We start from the raw sequence: 21,014 nt of genomic DNA on the forward strand, positions 1-21,014 counted from the left end.
CCGCAGCGGCTTTGCGGCTCGTCGTCGCGGCAATGCTGGTCGCCATGCCCGCGGTGATGGCCCTGGGGCCGCGCGCCGCGGCAGGCGAACCCGGCGACGTCCGCTTCGTGGAAGTCAGCATCGACCGCGTCACCCCGGGGATCGTCACAACCACGGGAGACGCCACTGTCACGGTCAACGGCACCGTCCGCAACGTCGGCGACCGCTCGGTGCGCGACATCGTCGTCCGCCTCGAGCACGCCGGGCCGGTCACGTCACCGCAGGGGCTGCGGACCAACCTCGACGGCAGTACTGACCAATACCGCCCGGTCGGCGACTTCGTCACCGTGGCTCCCGAGTTGCAGCGCGGCCAGTCCAGCGGCTTCACACTCGCGTATCCGCTGCGCTCGTCGTCGGCGCCGTCGCTGGGCATCGACCAGCCCGGCGTGTACCCGCTGCTCGTCAACGTCAACGGCACCCCCGATTACGGCGAGCCGGCCCGACTCGACGACGGCCGCTTCCTGTTGCCGGTGCTCGGTGTGCCCGCGGACCCGTCGGTGGAGTCGGCCGATGCGCTGACGTCGGTGGTGCCGCCCGACACGTCTAAACCCGTCGCCGTGACGATGCTGTGGCCACTGGCCGACCGGCCGCGGCTCGCCCCCGGCGCGCCGGGCGGTGTGACGCCGGTCCGGCTCGTCGACGACGAGTTGGCGACGTCGCTGGCCCCGGGCGGGCGGCTGGACATCTTGCTGTCAGCCGCAGACTTCGCCACTTCACCGACCGTGGACCCCGGCGGTCGCGTCGGCGGGGCGCTGTGCCTGGCGGTGGACCCCGACCTGCTCGTGACCGTCAACGCGATGACGGCCGGCTACGTCGTCACCGACAAGCCCGACGACCGCAACTCCCCCACCCATCCGGGCGCCGGTCAGGCCGCGGCGACGAGCTGGTTGGACCGGCTGCGCGCGCTGGCTCGGCGGATGTGTGTGGCGCCGACGCCGTACGCCCAAGCCGACCTCGACGCGCTGCAGCGGGTCGGCGACCCCGGTTTGGCGGCTATTGCGACGGAAAACGCCGCCGACGTCGTCGACCAGATCCTCGGGGTGAACTCCACGCGCGGTGTCACGCTGATGGGTGACGGCACGCTGACCTCGGCAGCAGCCCAGCTGCTGACCGCGCACGGCCCCACTGTCGCGATCTCCGCCGCCGACTGCACCGCGCAAGACGAAATCGACGGCAAGCCGCAGCCGGCGAACGTGAACCCGCACCGGCTGTCCGACCGGCTGGTCGCGGCACCGTTCGATCCGACGGTCGGCGCCGCGCTCGCCGCGGCCGGCCGCAGCCCGGTGTCACCGTCGTATCTGGACCACTCGCTGGTCGTGCCTAACAGTCATGACTCGGAGGCGGCGCGCCGCCAGGACGCAATCGGCGCGATGTTATGGCTTGGGCTCAACCCCGACACCGCGCCGCGCAGCCAGATCTTGATGCCACCGCTGGCGTGGGATCTACAGGCGCCTGACGCGCAGGCGATCATGACCGCTTTGGCGACGGCCGTGCACGCCGGCCTGGCCGCGCCCCGCCCGCTCCAAGCGCTGATCGGCGAGGCCGCCGCGACAGCGACGTCGAGTTCGCAGACGATGGCCAGCCCCGGCCGCAATCGCATCGACGACGCGGTGACCGCCGACATGACTCGTCAGGTCGGCCGGCTGTGGGGGCTGACGTCGGCGTTGACCACCGACCCGCGCACCGGGCTGAGCGGCACCCAGTACACCGCGCCGCTGCGCGAAGACATGCTGCGCGCGCTGAGCCAGGCGATCGCGCCCGACGCCCGTAACGACGAAGCGCGGCAACGGATGTCGGCCGTCGACGTCGCGGTCGACGACATGTTCGGGGCGGTGACGATCGTGAACCCCGGCGGGTCCTACACCCTGGCCACCGAGCACAGTCCGCTGCCGCTGGCGCTGCGCAACGACCTGCCGGTGCCCATCAAGGTGCGGCTGCAGGTGGACACTCCGCCCGGCATGACAGCCACCGATATCGGCGTGCAAGAACTCCCGCCGGGATACCTGCCGCTGCGGGTGCCCATCGAGGTCAACTTCACTCAACGCGTCGCCGTCGACGTCACCCTGCGCACACCCGACGGTCTGCAACTGGGTGAGCCGGTGCGGTTGTCGGTGCATTCCAACGCCTACGGCAAGGTGTTGTTCGCGATCACGATGGCGGCGGCGGCGGTGCTGGTGGCGCTGGCCGGGCGGCGGTTGTGGCACCGGTTCCGCGGCCAGCCCGATCCCGCCGACCTCGACCGGCCGGAACCGCAGTGACCGCCGGCAGCCGGCCCGCCGCGGCCCGGCCCGACGCTGCGGGCTCAAGCGCCGCATCACCCACTGCCGCTCGGGCCGAGTTGACCGACGCGGCGGTGGTGTCGCGGTCCTGGGGCATGGCGTTCGCGACCCTTGTCAGCCGCATCACCGGCTTCACCCGGATCGTGCTGCTGGCCGCGATCCTCGGCGCCGCGCTGTCGAGTGCGTTCTCGGTGGCCAATCAGCTGCCCAACATGGTCGCCGCGCTGGTGCTGGAAGCCACCTTCACCGCGATCTTCGTGCCGGTGCTGGCCCGTGCCGAACGCGACGATCCCGACGGCGGCGCCGCATTCGTGCGCAGGCTGGTCACGCTGGCCACGACACTGCTGATCGTCACCACCGCGCTGTCCGTCGCGGGGGCGCCGCTGCTGGTCCGGCTGATGCTGGGCAGCGACCCCCAGGTGGACAAGCCGCTCACCATCGCGTTCGCATATCTGCTCCTGCCTCAAGTACTTTTCTACGGGCTGTCGTCGGTGTTCATGGCAATCCTGAACAACCGCAACATTTTTGGGCCGCCTGCCTGGGCACCGGTGGTCAACAACCTCGTCGCGATCGCGACGCTGGGCGTGTATGTCTTTGTCCCCGGCGAACTTTCGGTGGAGCCGGGCAACACCAAACTTCTGGTGCTGGGCATCGGCACCACGCTGGGGGTGGCCGCACAGACCGTGGTGCTGTTGGTGGCGATCACCCGCGAGCGCATCAGCCTGCGTCCGCTGTGGGGCCTCGACGATCGGCTCAAACAGTTCGGCGCGATGGCCGCCGCGATGGTGCTGTACGTGTTGATCAGCCAGTTCGGTCTGGTGGTCGGCAACCAAATCGCAAGCTGGGCCGCGGCTTCCGGCCCAGCGATCTACAACTACACCTGGCTGGTGCTGATGCTGCCGTTCGGCATGATCGGTGTGACGGTGCTGACTGTGGTGATGCCGCGACTGTCCCGCAACGCCGCCGCCGACGACATTCCGGCCGTGCTCGACGACCTCGCGCTGGCCACCCGACTCACGATGGTGACGCTGATTCCGACGGTCGCGGTCATGACCGTGGGCGGATCGGCAATCGGCTCGGCACTTTTCGCCTACGGCAAGTTCGGCTCCGTCGACGCCGGCTACCTGGGCAGCGCGATCGCGTTGTCAGCCTTCACGCTCATCCCGTACGCACTGGTGCTGCTGCAGCTGCGGGTGTTCTACGCGCGCCAGCGGCCGTGGACGCCGATCGCGATCATCGTCGTGATCACCACCGTGAAGATCGCCGCATCCCTTGCGGTGCAACAGCTCACGGCACATCACGTGATCGACAATCCCGAGATGGTCGCCGGGTACCTTGGCCTTGCCAACGGGCTCGGCTTCCTCGCCGGTGCGATCGCCGGTTACCTGCTGCTGCGCCCCGCCCTGAACCTGACGCACGGCCACCTCTACACCGCCGAGGTGGTACGCACCGTGCTGGTCACCACCGCCGCATCGCTGCTGGCAGCGCTCGCCGCCTACGTTGCCGACCGGCTGCTGGGGTTCCACCGCCTGACAGAGCACGGCGGCGGCGCCGGATCGCTGGTGCGGTTGGTGCTGCTGGGCCTGATCATGGCGCCGATCATCGCCGCGGTGATGCTCAGCGCCCAGGTGCCCGAGGCTCACGCGGCGGTTTCCGCGGTGCGCCGGCGCCTGCACCGCTTTGCGCAGAACACAGCTCGCGAGGCAATTCCGGTTTCGGACCGGCCTCGCCCGGATACCACCCTCACGTACTCTGAACAGAGGTTTTCGTTGGCGCGAAGCCCCCTGATGCGGCCCCAGCCCGGCCCGCGCGGGGCCGGCGGTGTGCGCGCCGACGCGCGGGAGAGGATGGCGGTGACCGACGAGGACGCGGGCAGGACCGCCTCGGATGCGACCACCCGGCTGCAGCGGCCGGCGGCGGACGATTTCCAGCCTGACGTGCCCGCCGAGCCGACCGAACATCTCGAGACGACGGGGCTTGGCCGTCCAGATCGCTCACCGGGCGATTTCGCCGGCGACCCGACGCGGGAGTCGATGGGCATCGCCGCGCCGCGCGACACGGCCGACTCGTCACGTTCAGAAGCCGACGTCCCTCTCATCCCGGGCGCGATCATCGCCGACGGCCGCTACCGGCTGCTGGTGTTCCACGGCGGACCGGAGAGCCTGCAGTTCTGGCAGGCCCTGGACACCGCGTTGGACCGTCAGGTGGCGCTGACGTTCGTCGACCCCGATGGACAGCTGCCCGCGGATGTCGTCCAGGACATCCTCGCCCGCACGCTGCGGCTGAGCCGGATCGACTTGCCCGGCATCGCCCGCGTGCTCGACGTCGCACGCACCCGCCACGGGGGGCTGGTGGTGTCGGAGTGGATCCGCGGCGGCTCCCTGAAGGAGGTGGCCGACACTTCGCCGTCGCCGATCGGTGGCGCCCGGGCGATGCAGTCACTGGCTGCAGCCGCCGAAGCGGCTCACCGCGCCGGTGTCGCATTGTCGATCGACCACCCCAGCCGCGTGCGCGTCAGTATCGAAGGCAATGTGGCGCTGGCCTTTCCGGCGACCATGCCCGACGCGACGCCGGAAAGCGACCTGCGCGGCATCGGTGCTGCGTTGTACGCACTGCTGGTGGATCGCTGGCCATTACCCGAAAGTGGGGTGCCCAGCGGGTTGGCGCCGGCCGACCTCGATCCGGCGGGCAATCCGATCGAGCCGAAAGTCGTCGACAACACGATTCCGTTCCAGATTTCCGCGGCCGCCGCGCGATCTGTCCAGAAGGCGGGCGGAATCTCAAGCGCTGCAACGCTTTTGAATGTCTTACAGCAGGCCACTGCGGATGCCGACCGCACCGAGTTGATCACCCCGGTCGAGGCGCCGGCACCGTCGTCGCGCTTCCGCAGCTACGGCTTTCGTAACTCGAGTGCGTTGGACGACGACGAGCGCGCTCGGCGCCGGAAAAGCCTGCTGATCGGACTCGGTGTGGTAGGCGCGATCCTGGTGGTGGCCACGTTGTTGGCCGCAGCGCTGTTCAACGGCTTCGACGACGGCTACTCGAGCACCCAGGATCAGCTGGGCCTCAATCCCACCAGCAGTCTGCCGTCGGCGCCGGGCACCAGCGGCAACACCATCAAACCTGTTCGCGCAGAAGTCTTTTCACCGGGCGGTGGCCCGGACAACCCCGGCGACGCCGGATCGGCCATCGACGGCAACACGTCGACCGCGTGGAAGACCGACGTCTACACCGACAGCGTCCCGTTTCCGAACTTCAAGAACGGTGTCGGGCTGATGTTGCAACTTGCCCAGCCCACCAAGCTCACCGCGGTCAACATCAACCTGTCGAGCACCGGCACGCAGATTCAAATCCGTGCCGCCAACAGTGCCTCGCCCGGCAGCCTCGACGACACCGCGGCGCTGACCGCTCCCACCCCGGTGCAGCCCGGCCCGAACCGGATCCCGGTCAACACGTCGACCGCGACATCGCATGTGCTGGTGTGGATTTCGACGTTGGGCAGCACAGACGGCCAAAGCGTCTCCAACATCTACGAGGTCTCGCTCGAAGGCACCACGTAGCCGTCGTCCAGTGAATGCCATCGATGGAGTTTGCGCGCGACCCAGACGGCATCGGCTAACCGCACCACGTGGACCGATCTGCGATGCGCGGAACGCGGGCTAACCGTACATAGCCGACGACTGATTGCGATCGTCAGCAATCTCCCAGTTAGCGTTCAGGGGTGCCCCTGCGTCGGCTTAGGGTTCGGCTGTGGGGTGCTTCGGGGGATCACAGCAACGTTCCGACGCAGAATTGCTCGCCGCACACGTCGCAGGCGACCGCTACGCATTCGAGGAGCTGTTCCTACGCCATCAACGTCAGCTCTACCGGCTGGCCCGGCTCACCAGCCGCACCGGGGAAGACGCCGCAGACGCTTTGCAGGACGCCATGCTGTCGGCGCATCGCAGCGCGGCTTCGTTCCGCAACGACGCCGCCGTCAGCAGCTGGCTGCACCGCATCGTGGTCAACGCCTGCCTTGATCGATTGCGGCGCAACAAGACTCACGTCACCGTCCAGATCGAAGACGATGTCTACCCGGTCAGCGACCCCAGCTCGCGCACCGACACCGCAGTGGAAGTGCAGCGGGCGTTGATGCGGCTGCCGGTCGAGCAGCGCGCTGCCGTCGTCGCGGTCGACATGCAGGGGTACTCGGTGGCCGACGCCGCCAGGCTGCTGGGCGTACCGCAGGGCACGGTCAAAAGCCGATGCGCCCGCGGGCGCGCCCGGCTGGCGTTGATGCTGCGCTACTTTCACCCCGACGCTGCCAGCAGCGCCGCCGGATAACACAAGTCCGTCGCCCGGCCGCGGTACAACAGGTGCATGGACAGCGGCAGACCGGCGGTGCCTGCGGTCGACAGAATCCGCGCCGACCTCGCCCGCCTCGGCGCCGACGCCGACTCGGCGCCGGAGATCCCGACGTCGGTCACCGCGCGCGTGGTCTGCGCCTTGCGCGCCACGTCGCCGCCTCGGCGGACCACGGCCGCCCGGATCAGCGCCGCGGTGGGCGTCGCCGCCGCGGTTGCGGCGGCCGGCCTGGGCACGGCCATGCTCCTGCGAAACAGCGGCCCAGGGACCGCGTTCTCGCCTCAGCAGCTGACCTCCGCACCGTCCGCCCCGACCGTGCCGCTTGCCGACCACGAAATTATCGCGATGCTCAACCAGCCACCCGACTTCGGCGGACTCGCGGACCCTCGCCGCCGCTCGTCGTGCTTGAGCGGGCTGGGATACCCGGCGGCCGGCCCCGTGCTGGGTGCCCGGCAAGTCCAGATCAGCGGTGCGCCCGCCGTCGTACTGGTGCTGCCCGGTGACAACCCGGACACCGTCGCGGCGCTGGCGGTACGGCCGAGCTGCAGTTCGGCGGACACCGGCTTGGTCGCCGACACCCGGATCCGCCGTCCATGACACGGGCGCCATGACAAGGGCCGGGAACACCGCCACATACCCTGGTGTTTGAACCATCGCCCCCGGAGTCCGACACGATGGCGAGCAGACCACGGGCAGAAAGGCTGACATGGCGTCGTCCCCCACCGTCCACGACCTGATCATCATCGGCTCAGGACCGGCCGGCTACACCGCGGCGATCTACGCCGCCCGCGCCCAGCTGTCCCCCGTGGTGTTCGAAGGCTCGCAATTCGGTGGCGCGCTGATGACAACCACCGAAGTCGAGAACTTTCCGGGATTTCGCGCCGGTATCACCGGCCCCGAGTTGATGGACGAAATGCGCGAGCAGGCACTGCGGTTCGGCGCCGACCTGCGCATGGAAGACGTCGACGCGGTGTCGCTGACCGGGCCGGTGAAGACCGTCACCGTCGGCGACGAAACCCACCATGCCCGCGCGGTGATCCTGGCGATGGGAGCTGCCCCGCGCTACCTCGGCGTACCGGGCGAGCAGGAGTTGCTGGGCCGCGGGGTCAGCTCGTGTGCCACCTGCGACGGGTTCTTCTTTCGCGAGCAGGACATCGCGGTGATCGGCGGCGGCGACTCGGCAATGGAAGAGGCGACGTTTCTGACCCGCTTCGCCCGAAGCGTCACGATCGTGCACCGCCGCGACGAGTTCCGTGCGTCGAAAATCATGCTGGCCCGCGCCGAAGACAACGACAAGATCCGCTTCCTCACTAACACCGTGGTTTCTGAAGTGCGCGGCGACAGCAGCGTCACCGGGCTTCGCGTGCACAACACCAAGACCGGCGAGGACAGCACGCTCGACGTCACCGGCGTGTTCGTCGCGATCGGCCACGATCCCCGTTCTGATCTGGTCCGCGACCAGATCGACGTCGACGGCGACGGCTACGTACTGGTGCGCGGCCGCAGTACCCACACCTCAGCGGAGGGGGTCTTCGCCGCCGGCGACCTGGTGGACCGCACCTACCGGCAAGCGGTGACGGCGGCCGGCACCGGCTGTTCCGCGGCTATCGACGCCGAACGCTGGCTCGCCGAGACCGCCCACACCGACACCGCCGACAACTTGATTGGAGCACCGCTGTGACCGAATCCACTGCGACCATCGCCGTCACCGACGACTCCTTCGCCCAGGACGTCCTCGCCAACGAGCGGCCCGTCCTGGTCGACTTCTGGGCGACGTGGTGCTCGCCGTGCCGGATGGTGGCCCCGGTGCTCGAGGAGATCGCCGCAGAGAAGTCCGGCGCGCTGACCGTCGCCAAGATCGACATCGACGCCAATCCGGGGACCGCCCGCGACTTCCAGGTGATCTCGATCCCGACGCTGATCCTGTTCAAGGGTGGCCAGCCGGTCAAACGGATCGTCGGCGCCAAGAGCAAGGCGGCCCTGTTGCGGGAGCTCGCCGACGAGATCTAGCCGACAAGGCGGCCCGCCGGGTCGCCTGGCGTTTTCTCGATTCGGAGAACCGTCTGCGACAATATGTGTAGTTCGGCGATGAGCCGGTTGCGCGAGAAGCATTGAGAACACGACAACCGCGCGACGTGACGTCTGGCTCGACGACCGTGACCGAAAGGCCTTCTATGTCGACTCTGCGCCGCGGCGACCGCAGCAGCGCGGTTGCCGAAATCCGCAGCGCGCTCGCGTCGCTCGGTTGGCTGGAGGATCCCGACGCGGACCTGACCACCGGAAAGCATTCGGTCCCCGAGCTGTTCGACGCCGAACTCGACCAAGCCGTGCGGGCGTTCCAGCAGCATCGCGGCCTGCTCGTCGACGGGGTCGTCGGTGAAGCCACGTACCGGGCGTTGAAAGAGGCGTCATACCGGCTCGGCGCACGAGTCCTGCATCACCAGTTCGGCGCGCCGATGTACGGCGACGACGTGGCCTCGCTGCAGGCCCGACTGCAAGATCTGGGCTTTTACACCGGGCTGGTGGACGGCCACTTCGGTTTGCATACCCACAACGCACTGATGTCCTACCAGCGCGAGTACGGGCTCACTCCGGACGGTATCTGCGGCCCAGAAACGTTGCGCTCCTTGTACTTTCTCGGTTCCCGCGTGACCGGCGGTTCCCCGCATGCGATTCGGGAAGAAGAGCTGGTGCGCAGCTCCGGCCCACGGCTGTCCGGCAAGCGAATCATCATCGACCCGGGCCGCGGCGGTGACGATCACGGCGCGATCGTGCAAGGGCCCGCAGGGCCGATCAGCGAGTCAGACATCTTGTGGGACTTGGCTTCACGGCTTGAGGGCCGGATGACCGCGATCGGGATGGAAACGTTTCTGTCCCGCCCGGCCAACCGCAGCCCGTCGGATGCCGAGCGGGCCGCAACGGCGAACACCGTCGGCGCCGATCTGATGATCAGCTTGCGCTGCGCCACCCAGCCCAGTCCGCTGCCCAACGGTGTTGCGTCGTTTCACTTCGGCAACTCGCACGGCTCGGTGTCGACGATCGGGCGCAACCTCGCCGACTTCATTCAGCGTGAAGTGGTGGCGCGCACGGGATTACTGGACTGCCGCGCGCACGGCCGCACCTGGGATCTGCTGCGGTTGACGCGGATGCCGACGGTTCAGGTGGACATCGGCTACATCACGAATCCACGCGACCGCGCGATGTTGGTAACCGCACAGACCCGCGACTCGATCGCCGAAGGAATTCTGGCCGCGGTCAAGCGCCTCTATCTGCTCGGCAAAAACGACCGCCCCACAGGCACTTTCACGTTCGCCGAGCTGCTGGCGCACGAACTGTCGGTGGAACAGACCAGCCGGCTCAGTCGGTAGCGTCCACCCTGCAGGCACCGGCGCCCACCGGCTCCATCTGCGCGCTCTGCAGCAGCCGCTCCAGCGCCGCCTCCACTTCGGCCTTCCACCCCAAGCCTTGGTCGAGTTCCAGCCGCAGCCGCGGGAAGTACGGATGGGGGGCGACGACCGTGAAGCCGACGTCGAGCAAGAAGTCCGCGGTGATCATGCACTGGTCGAACGAGCAGTCACCGAACGGCTCGACCACCGGCTTGACGTCTGCCGGCGCGGCGCGATGGTCGACGAGTTCGTCGGCTTCGGCGGTGCGACCGAACGCCTCCAGCGCTCGCACGCCGCGGCGCTGCAGATCAGCGACCGCCTGCGCGATCAGGCGCCGCGACAGCGTATCGGCATGTTCGGGCTCGACCCCCAACGTCGTCAGCAACACCGCATCCGGGCTCACCGGAGCGGTGGGGAAACATCTCGCGCGCTGCACCGCGCCCGGCGGCGCGTACAGCGCGTAGCCGATACACGGCGCGTCGAGGGCGGTGTCTTCGCCGCCGTCTTCGGCATCGGTGCGTTCGTCCCGAGCCGGGACCGCGATCTGGCCGCACGCACCCCACTCGAGCATGACCATCGACAGCCAGGCCTCTTTCTCGAACTCGGGATCGGCGAAGTGGTCGTCGCTGCCCAGCGCAGTCGGGTCGACCTCCCAGTACACGCAGCGCCGGGCATGCTTAGGAAGCTGCTCGAAATACTCGAGCCGCAGTGGCGTGATTCGGGCAGACACTACGCTCTGAGGCCTCCATGGGATGCTGCTGCCCAAGGCAGCGCTTCCAGAATAAAAGAGGGTGGGCGGTATGGGCCAGTTTCGGCGGTTCTGCATTGGTCGACTCCCCCGCAGCGTGAAAATTCCTGAGCCACACAATCTTTCGCGCGGAGGTCACTTGCACGTCGCGATCCGGTCTTGATGCCGTCACAGTGACGTATCGGCCCGGTGTCAGCGCACGGGCGAAATCAGCGGTTCGCGTTGTCCATCAGCGCCACGATCCGCTGCAAATCGTCGACGGATCCGAACTCGACGACGATCTTGCCCTTGCGCTTGCCCAGGCTCACGGTGACCCGCGTGTCGAACGCGCCCGACAGTCGCTCGGCGATGTCTTGCAAGCCCGGCATCTGGATCGGTTTGCGGCGCGGTCCGGTACTGGGTGTGGCGTCGCCGCGGTTGGCCAGCGTGACAGCCTCCTCGGTGGCGCGCACGGAAAGCCCCTCGGCGACAATCCGGGCCGCCATCTCCTCCTGTGCGTCCGGACCCCCCTCCAGTGCCAGCAGCGCGCGGGCATGGCCCGCCGAGAGCACGCCCGCAGCGACGCGGCGCTGCACCGGGATCGGCAACCGCAGCAGCCGGATCATGTTCGTGATCAACGGCCGCGACCGGCCGATCCGCGCGGCAAGTTCGTCGTGGGTGACGTTGAACTCGTCGAGCAGCTGCTGGTAGGCCGCCGCCTCCTCGAGTGGGTTGAGCTGCACCCGGTGGATGTTCTCCAGCAAAGCGTCGCGCAGCATGTTGTCGTCGGAGGTCTCGCGCACGATAGCGGGGATCGCGGTGAGGCCGGCCTGCTGGGCGGCTCGCCAGCGCCGCTCCCCCATGACCAACTGATAGCGGCCGGCCGAATCGGGAGCGCGCACGACGATCGGCTGCATCAACCCGAACTCGCGGATGGAGTGCACGAGTTCGGCGAGGGCTTCGTCGTCGAACACCTGTCGCGGCTGACGCGGGTTCGGCACGATCATCGCCGGGTCGATCTCTCGGTACACCGCACCGACGGACGCGGCGTCGACCGCGGGCGGACCACCCAGCACGACGTCCGCGGCGGCGTCACCCATGCGCGGTCCGAGGCCCGCCGCACCGGTCTCGGTGGGGCCGGTCGGGATCAGCGATGCCAGCCCGCGGCCGAGGCCGCCCTTGCGGCGTGACGCTTGGGTCATCAGTGCCTCCTCTTCGTTGGTCTGTCAGCGACTCGGTGGCCCAGTGGGGCCGTCGCGGTGCGCGAGTTCGCGACTGGCGTCGAGGTAACTCATCGCTCCGCGTGAGCCCGGGTCGTAGTCGATGATCGTCATGCTGTAGCCCGGCGCCTCGGAGACTTTGACGCTGCGCGGGATGACGGTACGCAGCACCTTGTCACCGAAGTACCGGCGGACCTCTTCAGCCACCTGGTCGGCCAGCTTGGTCCGGCCGTCGTACATGGTCAGCACCACCGTCGACACAGTCAGCGCCGGGTTCAGATGCGCTCGGACCATCTCGATGTTGTTCATCAACTGCGACACCCCCTCGAGCGCGTAGTACTCGCACTGGATGGGGATGAGGACCTCGGGTGCGGCAACGAGCGCGTTGATGGTCAGCAGGCCAAGCGACGGCGGGCAGTCGATGAAGACGTAGTCGAAGTCGGTGGTGTCCAGGGCGGCGAGCGCGGTGCGCAACCGGTTCTCCCGCGCCACCATGCTGACCAATTCGATCTCCGCGCCGGCGAGGTCGATGGTCGCCGGGACGCAGAACAGGCGCTCGCTGTGCGGGCTCTTGCGGATCGCGTCGGCCAGCGGTAGTTCGCCGAGCAACATCTCGTATGACGACGGCGTGCCGGCGTGCCGGTGCTCGATGCCCAGGGCGGTGCTCGCATTGCCCTGCGGATCGAGGTCGATGACCAAGGTCTTGAGGCCTTGCAGCGCGAGAGCCGCCGCGAGGTTCACCGCGGTGGTGGTCTTGCCGACGCCGCCCTTCTGATTCGCGACCGTGAAGATCCGCCGGCGCGACGGTCGAGGGAGGCGGGGGTGCGTGGTGTGCAGAATCTGCGTGGCCCGGTGCGCGGCGGCGCCGATCGGGGTGTCGGCCGGGTCGGCGCGCCACGGGGAGTCGGTGTCGGCGGCGGGGTTGCTCGGCGTTACGTCGGTGACGCTCCCCGGCCCCGCTATCGAGGTTTCACGTGAAACATTCGCGTCCGCGGTGGCCGCTTCTCTGGACGTGTCGCCCGTCGTCACGGTCGCCTCCCGCTTTGCGCTCGCCTTCGCGTCTGCCGTGGGGTCGCGTCGGTCCGCTCCCCGACCACTGCGGTCGTCGGCGGATCTAAGTCGTCCCCGCCACATCTCACCACCCTGACAGTCTCTATACCTAACGACGCCATCACACGCCGATACCGTTCCACTTCTTCCTCGGCTCGCTCGCCTTTGATCGCAATGAGCAATCCCCCGCGCACCAACAGCGGCGCCGACCACTTCGCCAACTTATCGAGCGACGCGACCGCCCGGCACACCACGGCGTCTGCCGGGCCGACCTGAGCGCGAACGTCCGGTTCCTCCGCTCTGCCGCGGACGACCGCGACACCGAGCCCGAGCGCGTCGACCGCCTCCAGCAAGAAGGTGGCCCGGCGCAGCATCGGCTCCACCAACGACATCCGTAGGTCCGGCCTCGCGAGGACGAGGGGTATGCCGGGAAGGCCAGCCCCGCTGCCGATGTCCGCTACTCGCGCACCCGGCGGCAGCAGCTCAGCAATAGCCGCGCTGTTCAGAATGTGGCGGTCCCAGATGCGGTCGACCTCCCGTGGGCCGATCAGTCCCCGCTCGACGCCGGCAGTGACGAGGAGCTCGGCGTACCGCATCGCCAAGCCGAGGCGATCTCCGAGTAGACGACCCGCAGCGGGCGGGGGATCAGGCGGCACGCCATGTTTCACGTGAAACATCCCTCCGCGGCGGCCGGGACAATCGCGGCCATCGAACTACATCGATGTAAGTCGGGCCTACTGATCCAGCAGGACGACGACGCGCCGCGCGGGCTCCTGACCTTCGCTCTCGCTGCGAACACCGGGGATCGCCGCCACCGCGTCGTGCACGATCTTGCGCTCGAATGGCGTCATCGGGGCGAGCTGCTCGCGGGTTCCCGTCTCCAACACTCGCTGGGCCACCTTTTGTCCGAGGGCGGCCAGCTCCTCGCGGCGGCGGCGGCGCCAGTTCGCGATGTCGAGCATCAACCGACTGCGCTCGCCTGTCTTCTGATGCACGGCCAGCCGGGTGAGCTCTTGCAGCGCGTCGAGCACCTCACCGCGGCGGCCGACCAGCTTCACCAAGTCCTGGCCGCCGTCGATGCTGACGACGGCTCGGTTGCCCTCGACGTCGAGGTCGATATCACCGTCGAAGTCCAACAAATCGAGTAGCTCCTCGAGATAGTCCCCGGCGATCTCGCCTTCGGCCACCAAGCGCTCCTCGAGGTCGTCGACCTTGGTACTGCCGGCCGCCTCGTCGCTCACATCGCCCGTCGAGTCGTCGTTCACGTTGTCGTCGACGTTGTCTTCGCGCTCGGCGGTCTCTGCGTCGCTCATCCGTGTCCCTCTCCCCTATGTGCCCGCCGCTGTCGCGGCATCCGGCTTCAACGTTTGCGCTTCTTCGGACGCGCGCCCGGTCGCGGCGTGCGGCCGACGCCACCTCCGCCGTCCGAGGCTGCACCGTTTGGAGGTGTGCTGTCGCTCTTTCCCGAGCGGCCATCCGCCGCCTCGGCGTCGGGCTTCACCGCGCCGTCACCGGCTCCGTCCCCCGCTGCCTTCTTGGGCCGGGTCGGTTTCGCGCCGGGTGCGGGTGCATTGGCCGCCCGTCGGGCGAGCGCTTCCTGCTTCTTCGCCTCTTCCTCTTTGGCGATCTTGCCGAACACGTAGTGCTGCTGCCCGAACGTCCAGATGTTGTTGGCGAACCAGTAGATGATGATGGCCAGCGGCAGGAACGGACCACCCACGACCACGCCGAGCGGAAAGATGTACAGCGCAAGGCGATTCATGATCGCGGTCTGCGGGTTGGCCGCCGCCTCGGGGCTCTGCCGCGTGATCGACGCCCGGCTGTTCATGTGCGTCGCGAAGCCCGCCAGCAGCATCAGCGGCACCCCGATCAAAATCACCGACAGCCGGTTGAATTCGTGGAACGCTGCGATGCTTCCCGTCGACTGGGTCATCGACGCCCCGATTGGCGCACCGAACAAGTTGGCGTCGAGGAAGTGGTTCACGTCGGCGACGCTGAACACATAGTTGCCGATCTGGCGGTTCTGATCGGGGCTCAGCCCCAGCCGACCGATGCCGTGTTGGGTCCGGTTGAACGACATCAGCACGTGGTAGAGCCCGAGGAACACCGGGATCTGCGCGAGCATCGGCAGGCACCCGAGGATCGGGTTCACGCCGTGCTCGCGCTGCAGCTTCTGCATCTCCAGCGCCAGGCGCTGCCGGTCCTTGCCGTACTTCTTCTGCAGCGCTTTGATCTGCGGCTGCATCTCCTGCATCTGGCGGGTGGTGCGGATCTGCCGAACGAACGGCTTGTACAGAATCGCGCGCAACGTGAACACCAGGAACATCACCGACAGCGCCCATGTGAAGAAGCTCGACGGGCCGAGGAACGGCACTGCGGCGAAGGCCTTGTACCAAAGCCACATGATCGCCGACACCGGGTAGTAGATGATGTCGAGGCTGAACAGATCAAACACGGGACGTGCTCTCCCCTCGCTGCGCTGGGGTCTCCCAGCCGTCGGCTGCGCATTCTGGGCTTCGGGCAAGCGCTTCCACGTCGCCGCACCGATGATTGCTGTTGTGTTCCTCCGGAACTGGGTCCCATCCGCCGCGATGCCACGGTCCGCATTTCGCCAGCCGCACCGCGGTCAGCCAGCCGCCTTTGACCAAGCCGTACTCGGTCAGCGCCTCGACCGCGTACTGGCTACAGGTCGGCATGAACCGGCATGTCGGCAAGCGCAGCGGTGACACGTAGGTGCGGTACAGCTCGATCGCGAAGATTGCACAGCGCACGGGCCAGCGGCGCGCCGCCGCGAGGTCCGCTCTCACCGTTGGCTCCTCGGCAGCACCCGGGCACGCGTCAGACCCGACCGCAGTTCCTGTTCCAGCCGCGCCGAGATCGCGTAGCGGCTGCCGGGCAGCGCCCTGATCACGATCCGGTCCGCCGGGTCGAGTTCGGTGAGCAGATTGCGCGCGACGTGACGCAGCCGTCGCGCCACCCGGTGCCGATCCACGGCGGAGCCGACGGACTTACCGACAACCAGGCCGATCCGCGGGCCGGCGTCGTCGGGGCGGTCACAGCGATGCGCGTGCACCACGAGATCCCGTTCGACGGCCCGCACCCCGTTTTTGACAGTGGCGCCGAACTCCGTCGACCGCGTCATCCGGTTGTGCGCCGGAAGCACCGTCGTCGCTATCCGCGCCGACTCAAGCAGTCAGCGTCCGCCGGCCCTTGCGCCGGCGGTTGGATACGATCGCGCGCCCCGCGCGGGTCCTCATCCGAAGGCGAAAACCGTGCACGCGTGCGCGCCGGCGATTGTTCGGCTGGAAGGTGCGCTTGCCCTTGGCCACGGCATTTTCTCCTCATGCGTCTGGCACCTCGTCGACTCGCGCATCGTCTAACCCACCATGCCGAAGCTGACGCGGATGCCGCTCGTAAGCTCGTCTCGCTCGCTAACCGGCGCGGACCCCGGTGGACACTCCCCCGGTTCGCTGCCGTATCGCCGACTTTCGGGCGACCGTTTGAGGGTACTGACACCGATACCGCCGGTCAAACGGCGTCCGGCCACCACAGCGGCGATCACTGTTGTCACAACCGTCACCATCGTCAAGCGACACGCCGACTTGTCGTCGGCAATGTTGCCGAACGGTTGGCCAGCCTTCGCCAAACCTGTTAGCTTCTGGCAGTGCCGTTTCCATGCGGAGCGGCCGAAGACTCACGCCGAGCGACATCGAAGCGAGCCGCTGTCCTGTCCACACCTGTGGATAACTATGTGGACAGTTGACCTCGTTACTTTTGTCGACCCTCGACCGACGCCAAAGGGGGTTCTCGTCGTTGACCGCTGAACCCGACGCGCCGTTCGCCGAGGTATGGAACACCGTCGTCTCCGAACTCAACGGCGACATCCCGAACGGCTCGTCAGCCAGCAACGGCGACCGCACCGGTCCACCGCTGACTCCACAGCAGCGGGCATGGCTCACCTTGGTCAAACCGCTGACCATCGCCGAAGGGTTCGCGCTGCTGTCGGTGCCCAGCAGTTTCGTCCAGAACGAGATCGAACGCCACCTGCGCAACCAGATCATCGACGCGCTGAGCCGCCGGCTCGGCCAACGTGTGGAGCTCGGCGTGCGGATTGCGCCGCCGGAGCCCGGGGACGCCGACGAACCCCCGCCCGCCGAGCCACAGCTCGACGACCCGCATCTCGACAGCGACGACGAGGTCGACGACGACACCGAAGCGTTGGCCAGCGCGCACGAGTCGTGGCCGTCGTACTTCTTGAACAAACCCGCCCACAATCCCGCCGGCCAGTCACAGGGCGTCAGCCTCAACAAGCGCTACACCTTCGACACGTTCGTCATCGGTGCGTCGAACCGCTTCGCACATGCCGCCGCCCTCGCCATCGCCGAGGCGCCGGCCCGCGCGTACAACCCGTTGTTCATCTGGGGCGAGTCCGGGCTGGGCAAGACCCACCTGCTGCACGCGGCCGGCAACTACGCCCAGCGCCTCTTCCCCGGCATGCGGGTCAAGTACGTCTCCACCGAAGAGTTCACCAACGACTTCATCAACTCCCTGCGCGACGACCGCAAGGTCGCGTTCAAACGCAGCTACCGCGACATCGACGTGCTTCTGGTCGACGACATCCAGTTCATCGAAGGCAAGGAAGGCATCCAGGAGGAGTTCTTCCACACCTTCAACACGCTGCACAACGCGAACAAGCAGATCGTGATCTCGTCGGACCGGCCGCCCAAGCAGCTGGCCACGTTGGAGGACCGGCTGCGCACGCGGTTCGAATGGGGTCTGATCACCGACGTCCAGCCGCCGGAACTGGAGACACGCATCGCGATTCTGCGCAAGAAGGCGCAGATGGACCGGCTCGACGTGCCCGACGACGTCCTGGAGCTGATCGCCAGCAGCATCGAACGCAACATCCGCGAACTCGAGGGTGCGCTGATCCGGGTGACTGCATTCGCGTCGCTGAACCAGACGCCGATCGACCGCGCACTCGCCGAAATAGTGCTGCGCGATCTGATCTCCGACGCGGAAAGCATGCAGATCAGCACCGCGATGATCATGGCGGCCACCGCCGAGTACTTCGAAACCACCATCGAGGAACTGCGCGGGCCCGGCAAGACCCGCTCGCTGGCACAGGCTCGCCAGGTTGCGATGTATCTGTGCCGCGAGCTCACCGACCTGTCGCTGCCCAAGATCGGCCAGGCGTTCGGCCGCGACCACACCACGGTGATGTACGCGGAGCGCAAGATCCGCGGCGAGATGGCTCAGCGTCGCGAGGTTTTCGATCAGGTGAAAGAACTCACCACCCGCATCCGCCAGCGCTCCAAGCGCTGATCTCATCCCACATTCGACCGTGCCGGCGCCAAGAACCTCGGCCGCGTGCACCCCTTTTTTCGCCACCCCGCGTGTGCATAACCTTGTGCACAACTCCGCGACAACGCCGCCGACTGTGCACCGGGACGTGGACAGCCGCCCGCCATGCACATCGCCAGAGTCCTAGGGGCACAGTCGTGCACCGGCCGTACACAACGCGGTGCGGCACCCTTTCAGCACAAACGCGAGGTATCCACAGATTCCACAGGCCCTACTACTGTTGCTTATCTATCTCTCTATATTTCGGTCAGAAGAAGGCGCTGGGGACAACGGTTCTGCACACCCGTGGCGGGGCTCGCGGACAGTGCTTGTCGGGCTGATCGATTAGCTTTTATCGAGCGGGCGAAAGCTCTACGGTGGTGCCTCGACAGCCATTACGGTCGTCGTAGGTACACGACGGTCACCTGGTTGTGAGGCCCGGGAACCGCGGACGAAGTGTGTGACGAACAGTGATCCAAGAAAAGGCTGTGTGAGGTGGCGACGACGACGGTCGGCTTGACCGACTTGAAATTCCGGCTGGTCCGCGAGGACTTCGCCGATGCGGTGGCGTGGGTAGCGCGTAACGTGCCGACCCGGCCGACGGTGCCGGTGCTCGCCGGTGTGCTCCTGGAAGGCACCGACACCGGATTGACCATCTGCTCGTTCGACTACGAAGTGTCGGCCGAGGTTCAGGTACCCGCTGAAATCGCCACTCCCGGAAAGGTTTTGGTGTCCGGACGGCTACTGTCGGACATCACCCGTGCGCTACCGGCCAAACCGGTCGACGTCAGCGTCGACGGCACCCGCGTGGCGCTGACGTGCGGCAGCGCCCGGTTCTCACTGCCCACCATGGCGGTCGAGGACTATCCGGCGCTGCCCGCGCTGCCGGAGGAAACCGGGGTGATCTCCGCTGAATTGTTCTCCGAGGCCATCGCGCAGGTCGCCGTGGCGGCCGGGCGCGACGACACGTTGCCCATGCTGACAGGCATCCGCGTGGAAATCTCCGGCGAGACAGTTGTTTTGGCTGCCACCGACCGGTTCCGGCTGGCGGTTCGCGAACTGACGTGGTCGACGTCATCGGCGGACATCGAGGCCGCGGTGCTGGTGCCGGCCAAGACACTGGCCGAGGTCGCCCGAGCCGGAATCACCGGCGCCGAGGTCGGGCTCGCGTTGGGTGCGGGCGCAAATGTCGGCAAGGAGGGGCTGCTCGGCATCCGAAGTGAAGGCAAACGCAGCACCACGCGACTGCTCGACGCCGAATTCCCGAAGTTCCGCCAGCTGCTGCCCAGCGAACACACCGCCGTCGCCACCGTGGACGTCGCGGAACTCGTGGAAGCCATCAAACGTGTGGCGCTGGTCGCCGACCGCGGCGCGCAAGTCCGCATGGAGTTCAGCGAAGGCAGTTTGCGGCTGGCCGCCGGCGCCGACGACGTCGGCCGCGCGGAAGAGGATCTGCCGGTGGAGTTTTCGGGAGACCCGCTCACCATCGCGTTCAACCCGACGTACCTGACCGACGGCCTGACTTCGCTGCACAGCGAGAAGGTGTCGTTTGGATTCACCACCCCCAGCCGGCCCGCCGTGCTGCGCCCGGCCGCCGGGGACGACACGTCGCGTCCCGCCGCTGGGCCGTTCCCGGCCGTGCCGTCGGACTACGTCTACCTGCTGATGCCCGTTCGGCTACCCGGCTGACGCGCCGATCCTGTCCGCGCGATTCCACAAGAGGGAGGCATACATGCAGCTGGGCCTGGTGGGTCTGGGCAAGATGGGTTTCAACATGCGCGAACGATTACGCGACGGCGGCCACGACGTCGTCGGGTACGACCCGCGGCCCGAAGTCACCGATGTGCCGTCACTGGCTGCGCTCGCCGAAGCGCTGACGCCCCCGCGGGTGGTGTGGGTGATGGTGCCCTCGGGGCCGATCACCCACGGAACCATCGCGTCGCTGGCCGAGGAGCTCGATGAGGGCGACTTGGTGATCGACGGCGGCAACTCGCGGTACACCGAGGACGGTCCCCATGCAAAGCTCTTGGCGCAGAAGGGGATTGCGTTCATCGATGCCGGCGTTTCGGGCGGTATCTGGGGATTGAAGGCCGGTTATGGGTTGATGGTGGGCGGCAGCGACGCCGACGTCGCGCGGGCCATGCCGATCTTCGACGCGCTGCGGCCGCCGGGCCCGCGCGAAGACGGCTTCGTGCACGCCGGGCCGGTGGGTGCCGGCCACTTCGCGAAGATGGTGCACAACGGTGTCGAGTACGCGCTCATGTCGGCCTATGCCGAGGGCTACGAACTGCTGAACGCCGAGGACCTGATTCAAGACCCGCAAGCCGTCTACCAAGCGTGGACCAACGGCACGGTGGTGCGGTCTTGGCTGCAGCAACTGCTGGCCAAAGCGCTCAAGGAGGACCCCGGGCTGACACAGATCACCGGCTACACCGAGGATTCCGGCGAGGGCCGCTGGACCGTCGAAGAGGCCATTCGGCTGCGGGTACCGGTTCCGGGGATCGCTGCATCGCTGTTCGCGCGGTTCTTGTCTCGCCAGGAGGACTCCCCCACCATGAAAGCTGTTGCCGCTCTGCGTAATCAATTCGGTGGTCACGCCGTTCACCGGGTGAGCCAATCGGGATAG

18 protein-coding genes and 1 pseudogene are annotated in these 21,014 nt (G+C 67.6%); 10 read left to right on the top strand and 9 right to left on the bottom strand.

What is annotated here, in order from left to right; genetic code table 11:
* The first annotated feature begins 32 nt into the window (after positions 1-32).
* From AC5Y4N_RS09455 to AC5Y4N_RS09485, 7 genes are all read left to right on the top strand, one after another.
* Positions 33-2,297, top strand: coding sequence for a DUF6049 family protein (locus tag AC5Y4N_RS09455; protein ID WP_499912690.1), 2,265 nt, complete (start codon positions 33-35; stop codon positions 2,295-2,297).
* A complete protein-coding gene (gene murJ, locus AC5Y4N_RS09460; RefSeq protein ID WP_499912677.1) occupies positions 2,294-5,878 on the top strand; it encodes a murein biosynthesis integral membrane protein MurJ in 3,585 nt (1,194 codons plus the stop codon). The genes AC5Y4N_RS09455 and murJ overlap by 4 nt, the downstream gene beginning before the upstream one ends.
* Before the next feature lie 190 nt (positions 5,879-6,068).
* A complete protein-coding gene (gene sigM, locus AC5Y4N_RS09465) occupies positions 6,069-6,641 on the top strand; it encodes an RNA polymerase sigma factor SigM (protein WP_499912676.1) in 573 nt (190 codons plus the stop codon).
* Between the two features lie 36 nt (positions 6,642-6,677).
* On the top strand, positions 6,678-7,259 hold the full coding sequence (locus tag AC5Y4N_RS09470) for an RsmA family anti-sigma factor (RefSeq protein ID WP_499912675.1): 582 nt from the start codon (positions 6,678-6,680) through the stop codon (positions 7,257-7,259).
* A 109-nt stretch (positions 7,260-7,368) separates the two neighbouring features.
* The gene (gene trxB / locus AC5Y4N_RS09475) at positions 7,369-8,343 is read left to right on the top strand and encodes a thioredoxin-disulfide reductase (protein WP_499912673.1); all 975 of its coding nucleotides are present in this window, start codon (positions 7,369-7,371) and stop codon (positions 8,341-8,343) included.
* Positions 8,340-8,672: a thioredoxin gene (gene trxA, locus AC5Y4N_RS09480; protein WP_499912671.1), complete on the top strand. Its 333-nt coding sequence runs from the start codon at positions 8,340-8,342 to the stop codon at positions 8,670-8,672. Before trxB ends, trxA begins: the two co-directional genes overlap by 4 nt.
* A gap of 164 nt (positions 8,673-8,836) precedes the next feature.
* Positions 8,837-10,030: an N-acetylmuramoyl-L-alanine amidase gene (locus AC5Y4N_RS09485; RefSeq protein ID WP_499912668.1), complete on the top strand. Its 1,194-nt coding sequence runs from the start codon at positions 8,837-8,839 to the stop codon at positions 10,028-10,030.
* Here the strand turns inward: AC5Y4N_RS09485 and AC5Y4N_RS09490 are convergent.
* The 9 genes and pseudogenes from AC5Y4N_RS09490 to rpmH form a co-directional block, all read right to left on the bottom strand.
* Positions 10,020-10,778 (bottom strand): acetyltransferase, encoded by a 759-nt coding sequence (locus tag AC5Y4N_RS09490; protein WP_499912666.1) that lies wholly within the window; start codon positions 10,776-10,778, stop codon positions 10,020-10,022. The genes AC5Y4N_RS09485 and AC5Y4N_RS09490 overlap by 11 nt on opposite strands.
* Positions 10,779-11,005: 227 nt before the next feature.
* Positions 11,006-11,977: a ParB/RepB/Spo0J family partition protein gene (locus tag AC5Y4N_RS09495; RefSeq protein WP_499912664.1), complete on the bottom strand. Its 972-nt coding sequence runs from the start codon at positions 11,975-11,977 to the stop codon at positions 11,006-11,008.
* A 24-nt stretch (positions 11,978-12,001) separates the two neighbouring features.
* A pseudogene (locus AC5Y4N_RS09500) lies at positions 12,002-12,927 on the bottom strand (ParA family protein); the annotation flags it as partial.
* A gap of 93 nt (positions 12,928-13,020) precedes the next feature.
* Positions 13,021-13,713, bottom strand: coding sequence for a 16S rRNA (guanine(527)-N(7))-methyltransferase RsmG (gene rsmG / locus AC5Y4N_RS09505; protein WP_499912662.1), 693 nt, complete (start codon positions 13,711-13,713; stop codon positions 13,021-13,023).
* A 66-nt stretch (positions 13,714-13,779) separates the two neighbouring features.
* Positions 13,780-14,358 (bottom strand): Jag family protein, encoded by a 579-nt coding sequence (locus AC5Y4N_RS09510; RefSeq protein WP_499912660.1) that lies wholly within the window; start codon positions 14,356-14,358, stop codon positions 13,780-13,782.
* A 47-nt stretch (positions 14,359-14,405) separates the two neighbouring features.
* Positions 14,406-15,449, bottom strand: a complete 1,044-nt coding sequence (yidC, locus tag AC5Y4N_RS09515) for a membrane protein insertase YidC (protein WP_499912687.1) — start codon at positions 15,447-15,449, stop codon at positions 14,406-14,408.
* 43 nt (positions 15,450-15,492) lie between these two features.
* A complete protein-coding gene (gene yidD, locus AC5Y4N_RS09520; RefSeq protein ID WP_499912658.1) occupies positions 15,493-15,852 on the bottom strand; it encodes a membrane protein insertion efficiency factor YidD in 360 nt (119 codons plus the stop codon).
* Positions 15,849-16,208, bottom strand: a complete 360-nt coding sequence (gene rnpA, locus AC5Y4N_RS09525) for a ribonuclease P protein component (RefSeq protein ID WP_499912656.1) — start codon at positions 16,206-16,208, stop codon at positions 15,849-15,851. Before rnpA ends, yidD begins: the two co-directional genes overlap by 4 nt.
* 22 nt (positions 16,209-16,230) lie before the next feature.
* Positions 16,231-16,374, bottom strand: coding sequence for a 50S ribosomal protein L34 (gene rpmH, locus AC5Y4N_RS09530; RefSeq protein ID WP_083088040.1), 144 nt, complete (start codon positions 16,372-16,374; stop codon positions 16,231-16,233).
* 484 nt (positions 16,375-16,858) lie between these two features.
* Between rpmH and dnaA the strand changes: the two genes are divergently transcribed.
* The 3 genes from dnaA to gnd all read left to right on the top strand — a co-directional run bounded on the left by dnaA (position 16,859) and on the right by gnd (position 21,014).
* The gene (gene dnaA / locus AC5Y4N_RS09535; protein WP_499912654.1) at positions 16,859-18,370 is read left to right on the top strand and encodes a chromosomal replication initiator protein DnaA; all 1,512 of its coding nucleotides are present in this window, start codon (positions 16,859-16,861) and stop codon (positions 18,368-18,370) included.
* A gap of 513 nt (positions 18,371-18,883) precedes the next feature.
* Positions 18,884-20,077 (top strand): DNA polymerase III subunit beta, encoded by a 1,194-nt coding sequence (dnaN, locus tag AC5Y4N_RS09540; protein ID WP_499912652.1) that lies wholly within the window; start codon positions 18,884-18,886, stop codon positions 20,075-20,077.
* Positions 20,078-20,120: 43 nt separating this feature from the next.
* On the top strand, positions 20,121-21,014 hold the full coding sequence (gene gnd / locus AC5Y4N_RS09545; RefSeq protein WP_499912650.1) for a phosphogluconate dehydrogenase (NAD(+)-dependent, decarboxylating): 894 nt from the start codon (positions 20,121-20,123) through the stop codon (positions 21,012-21,014).

The organism is Mycobacterium sp. NGS19, from assembly GCF_059813155.1.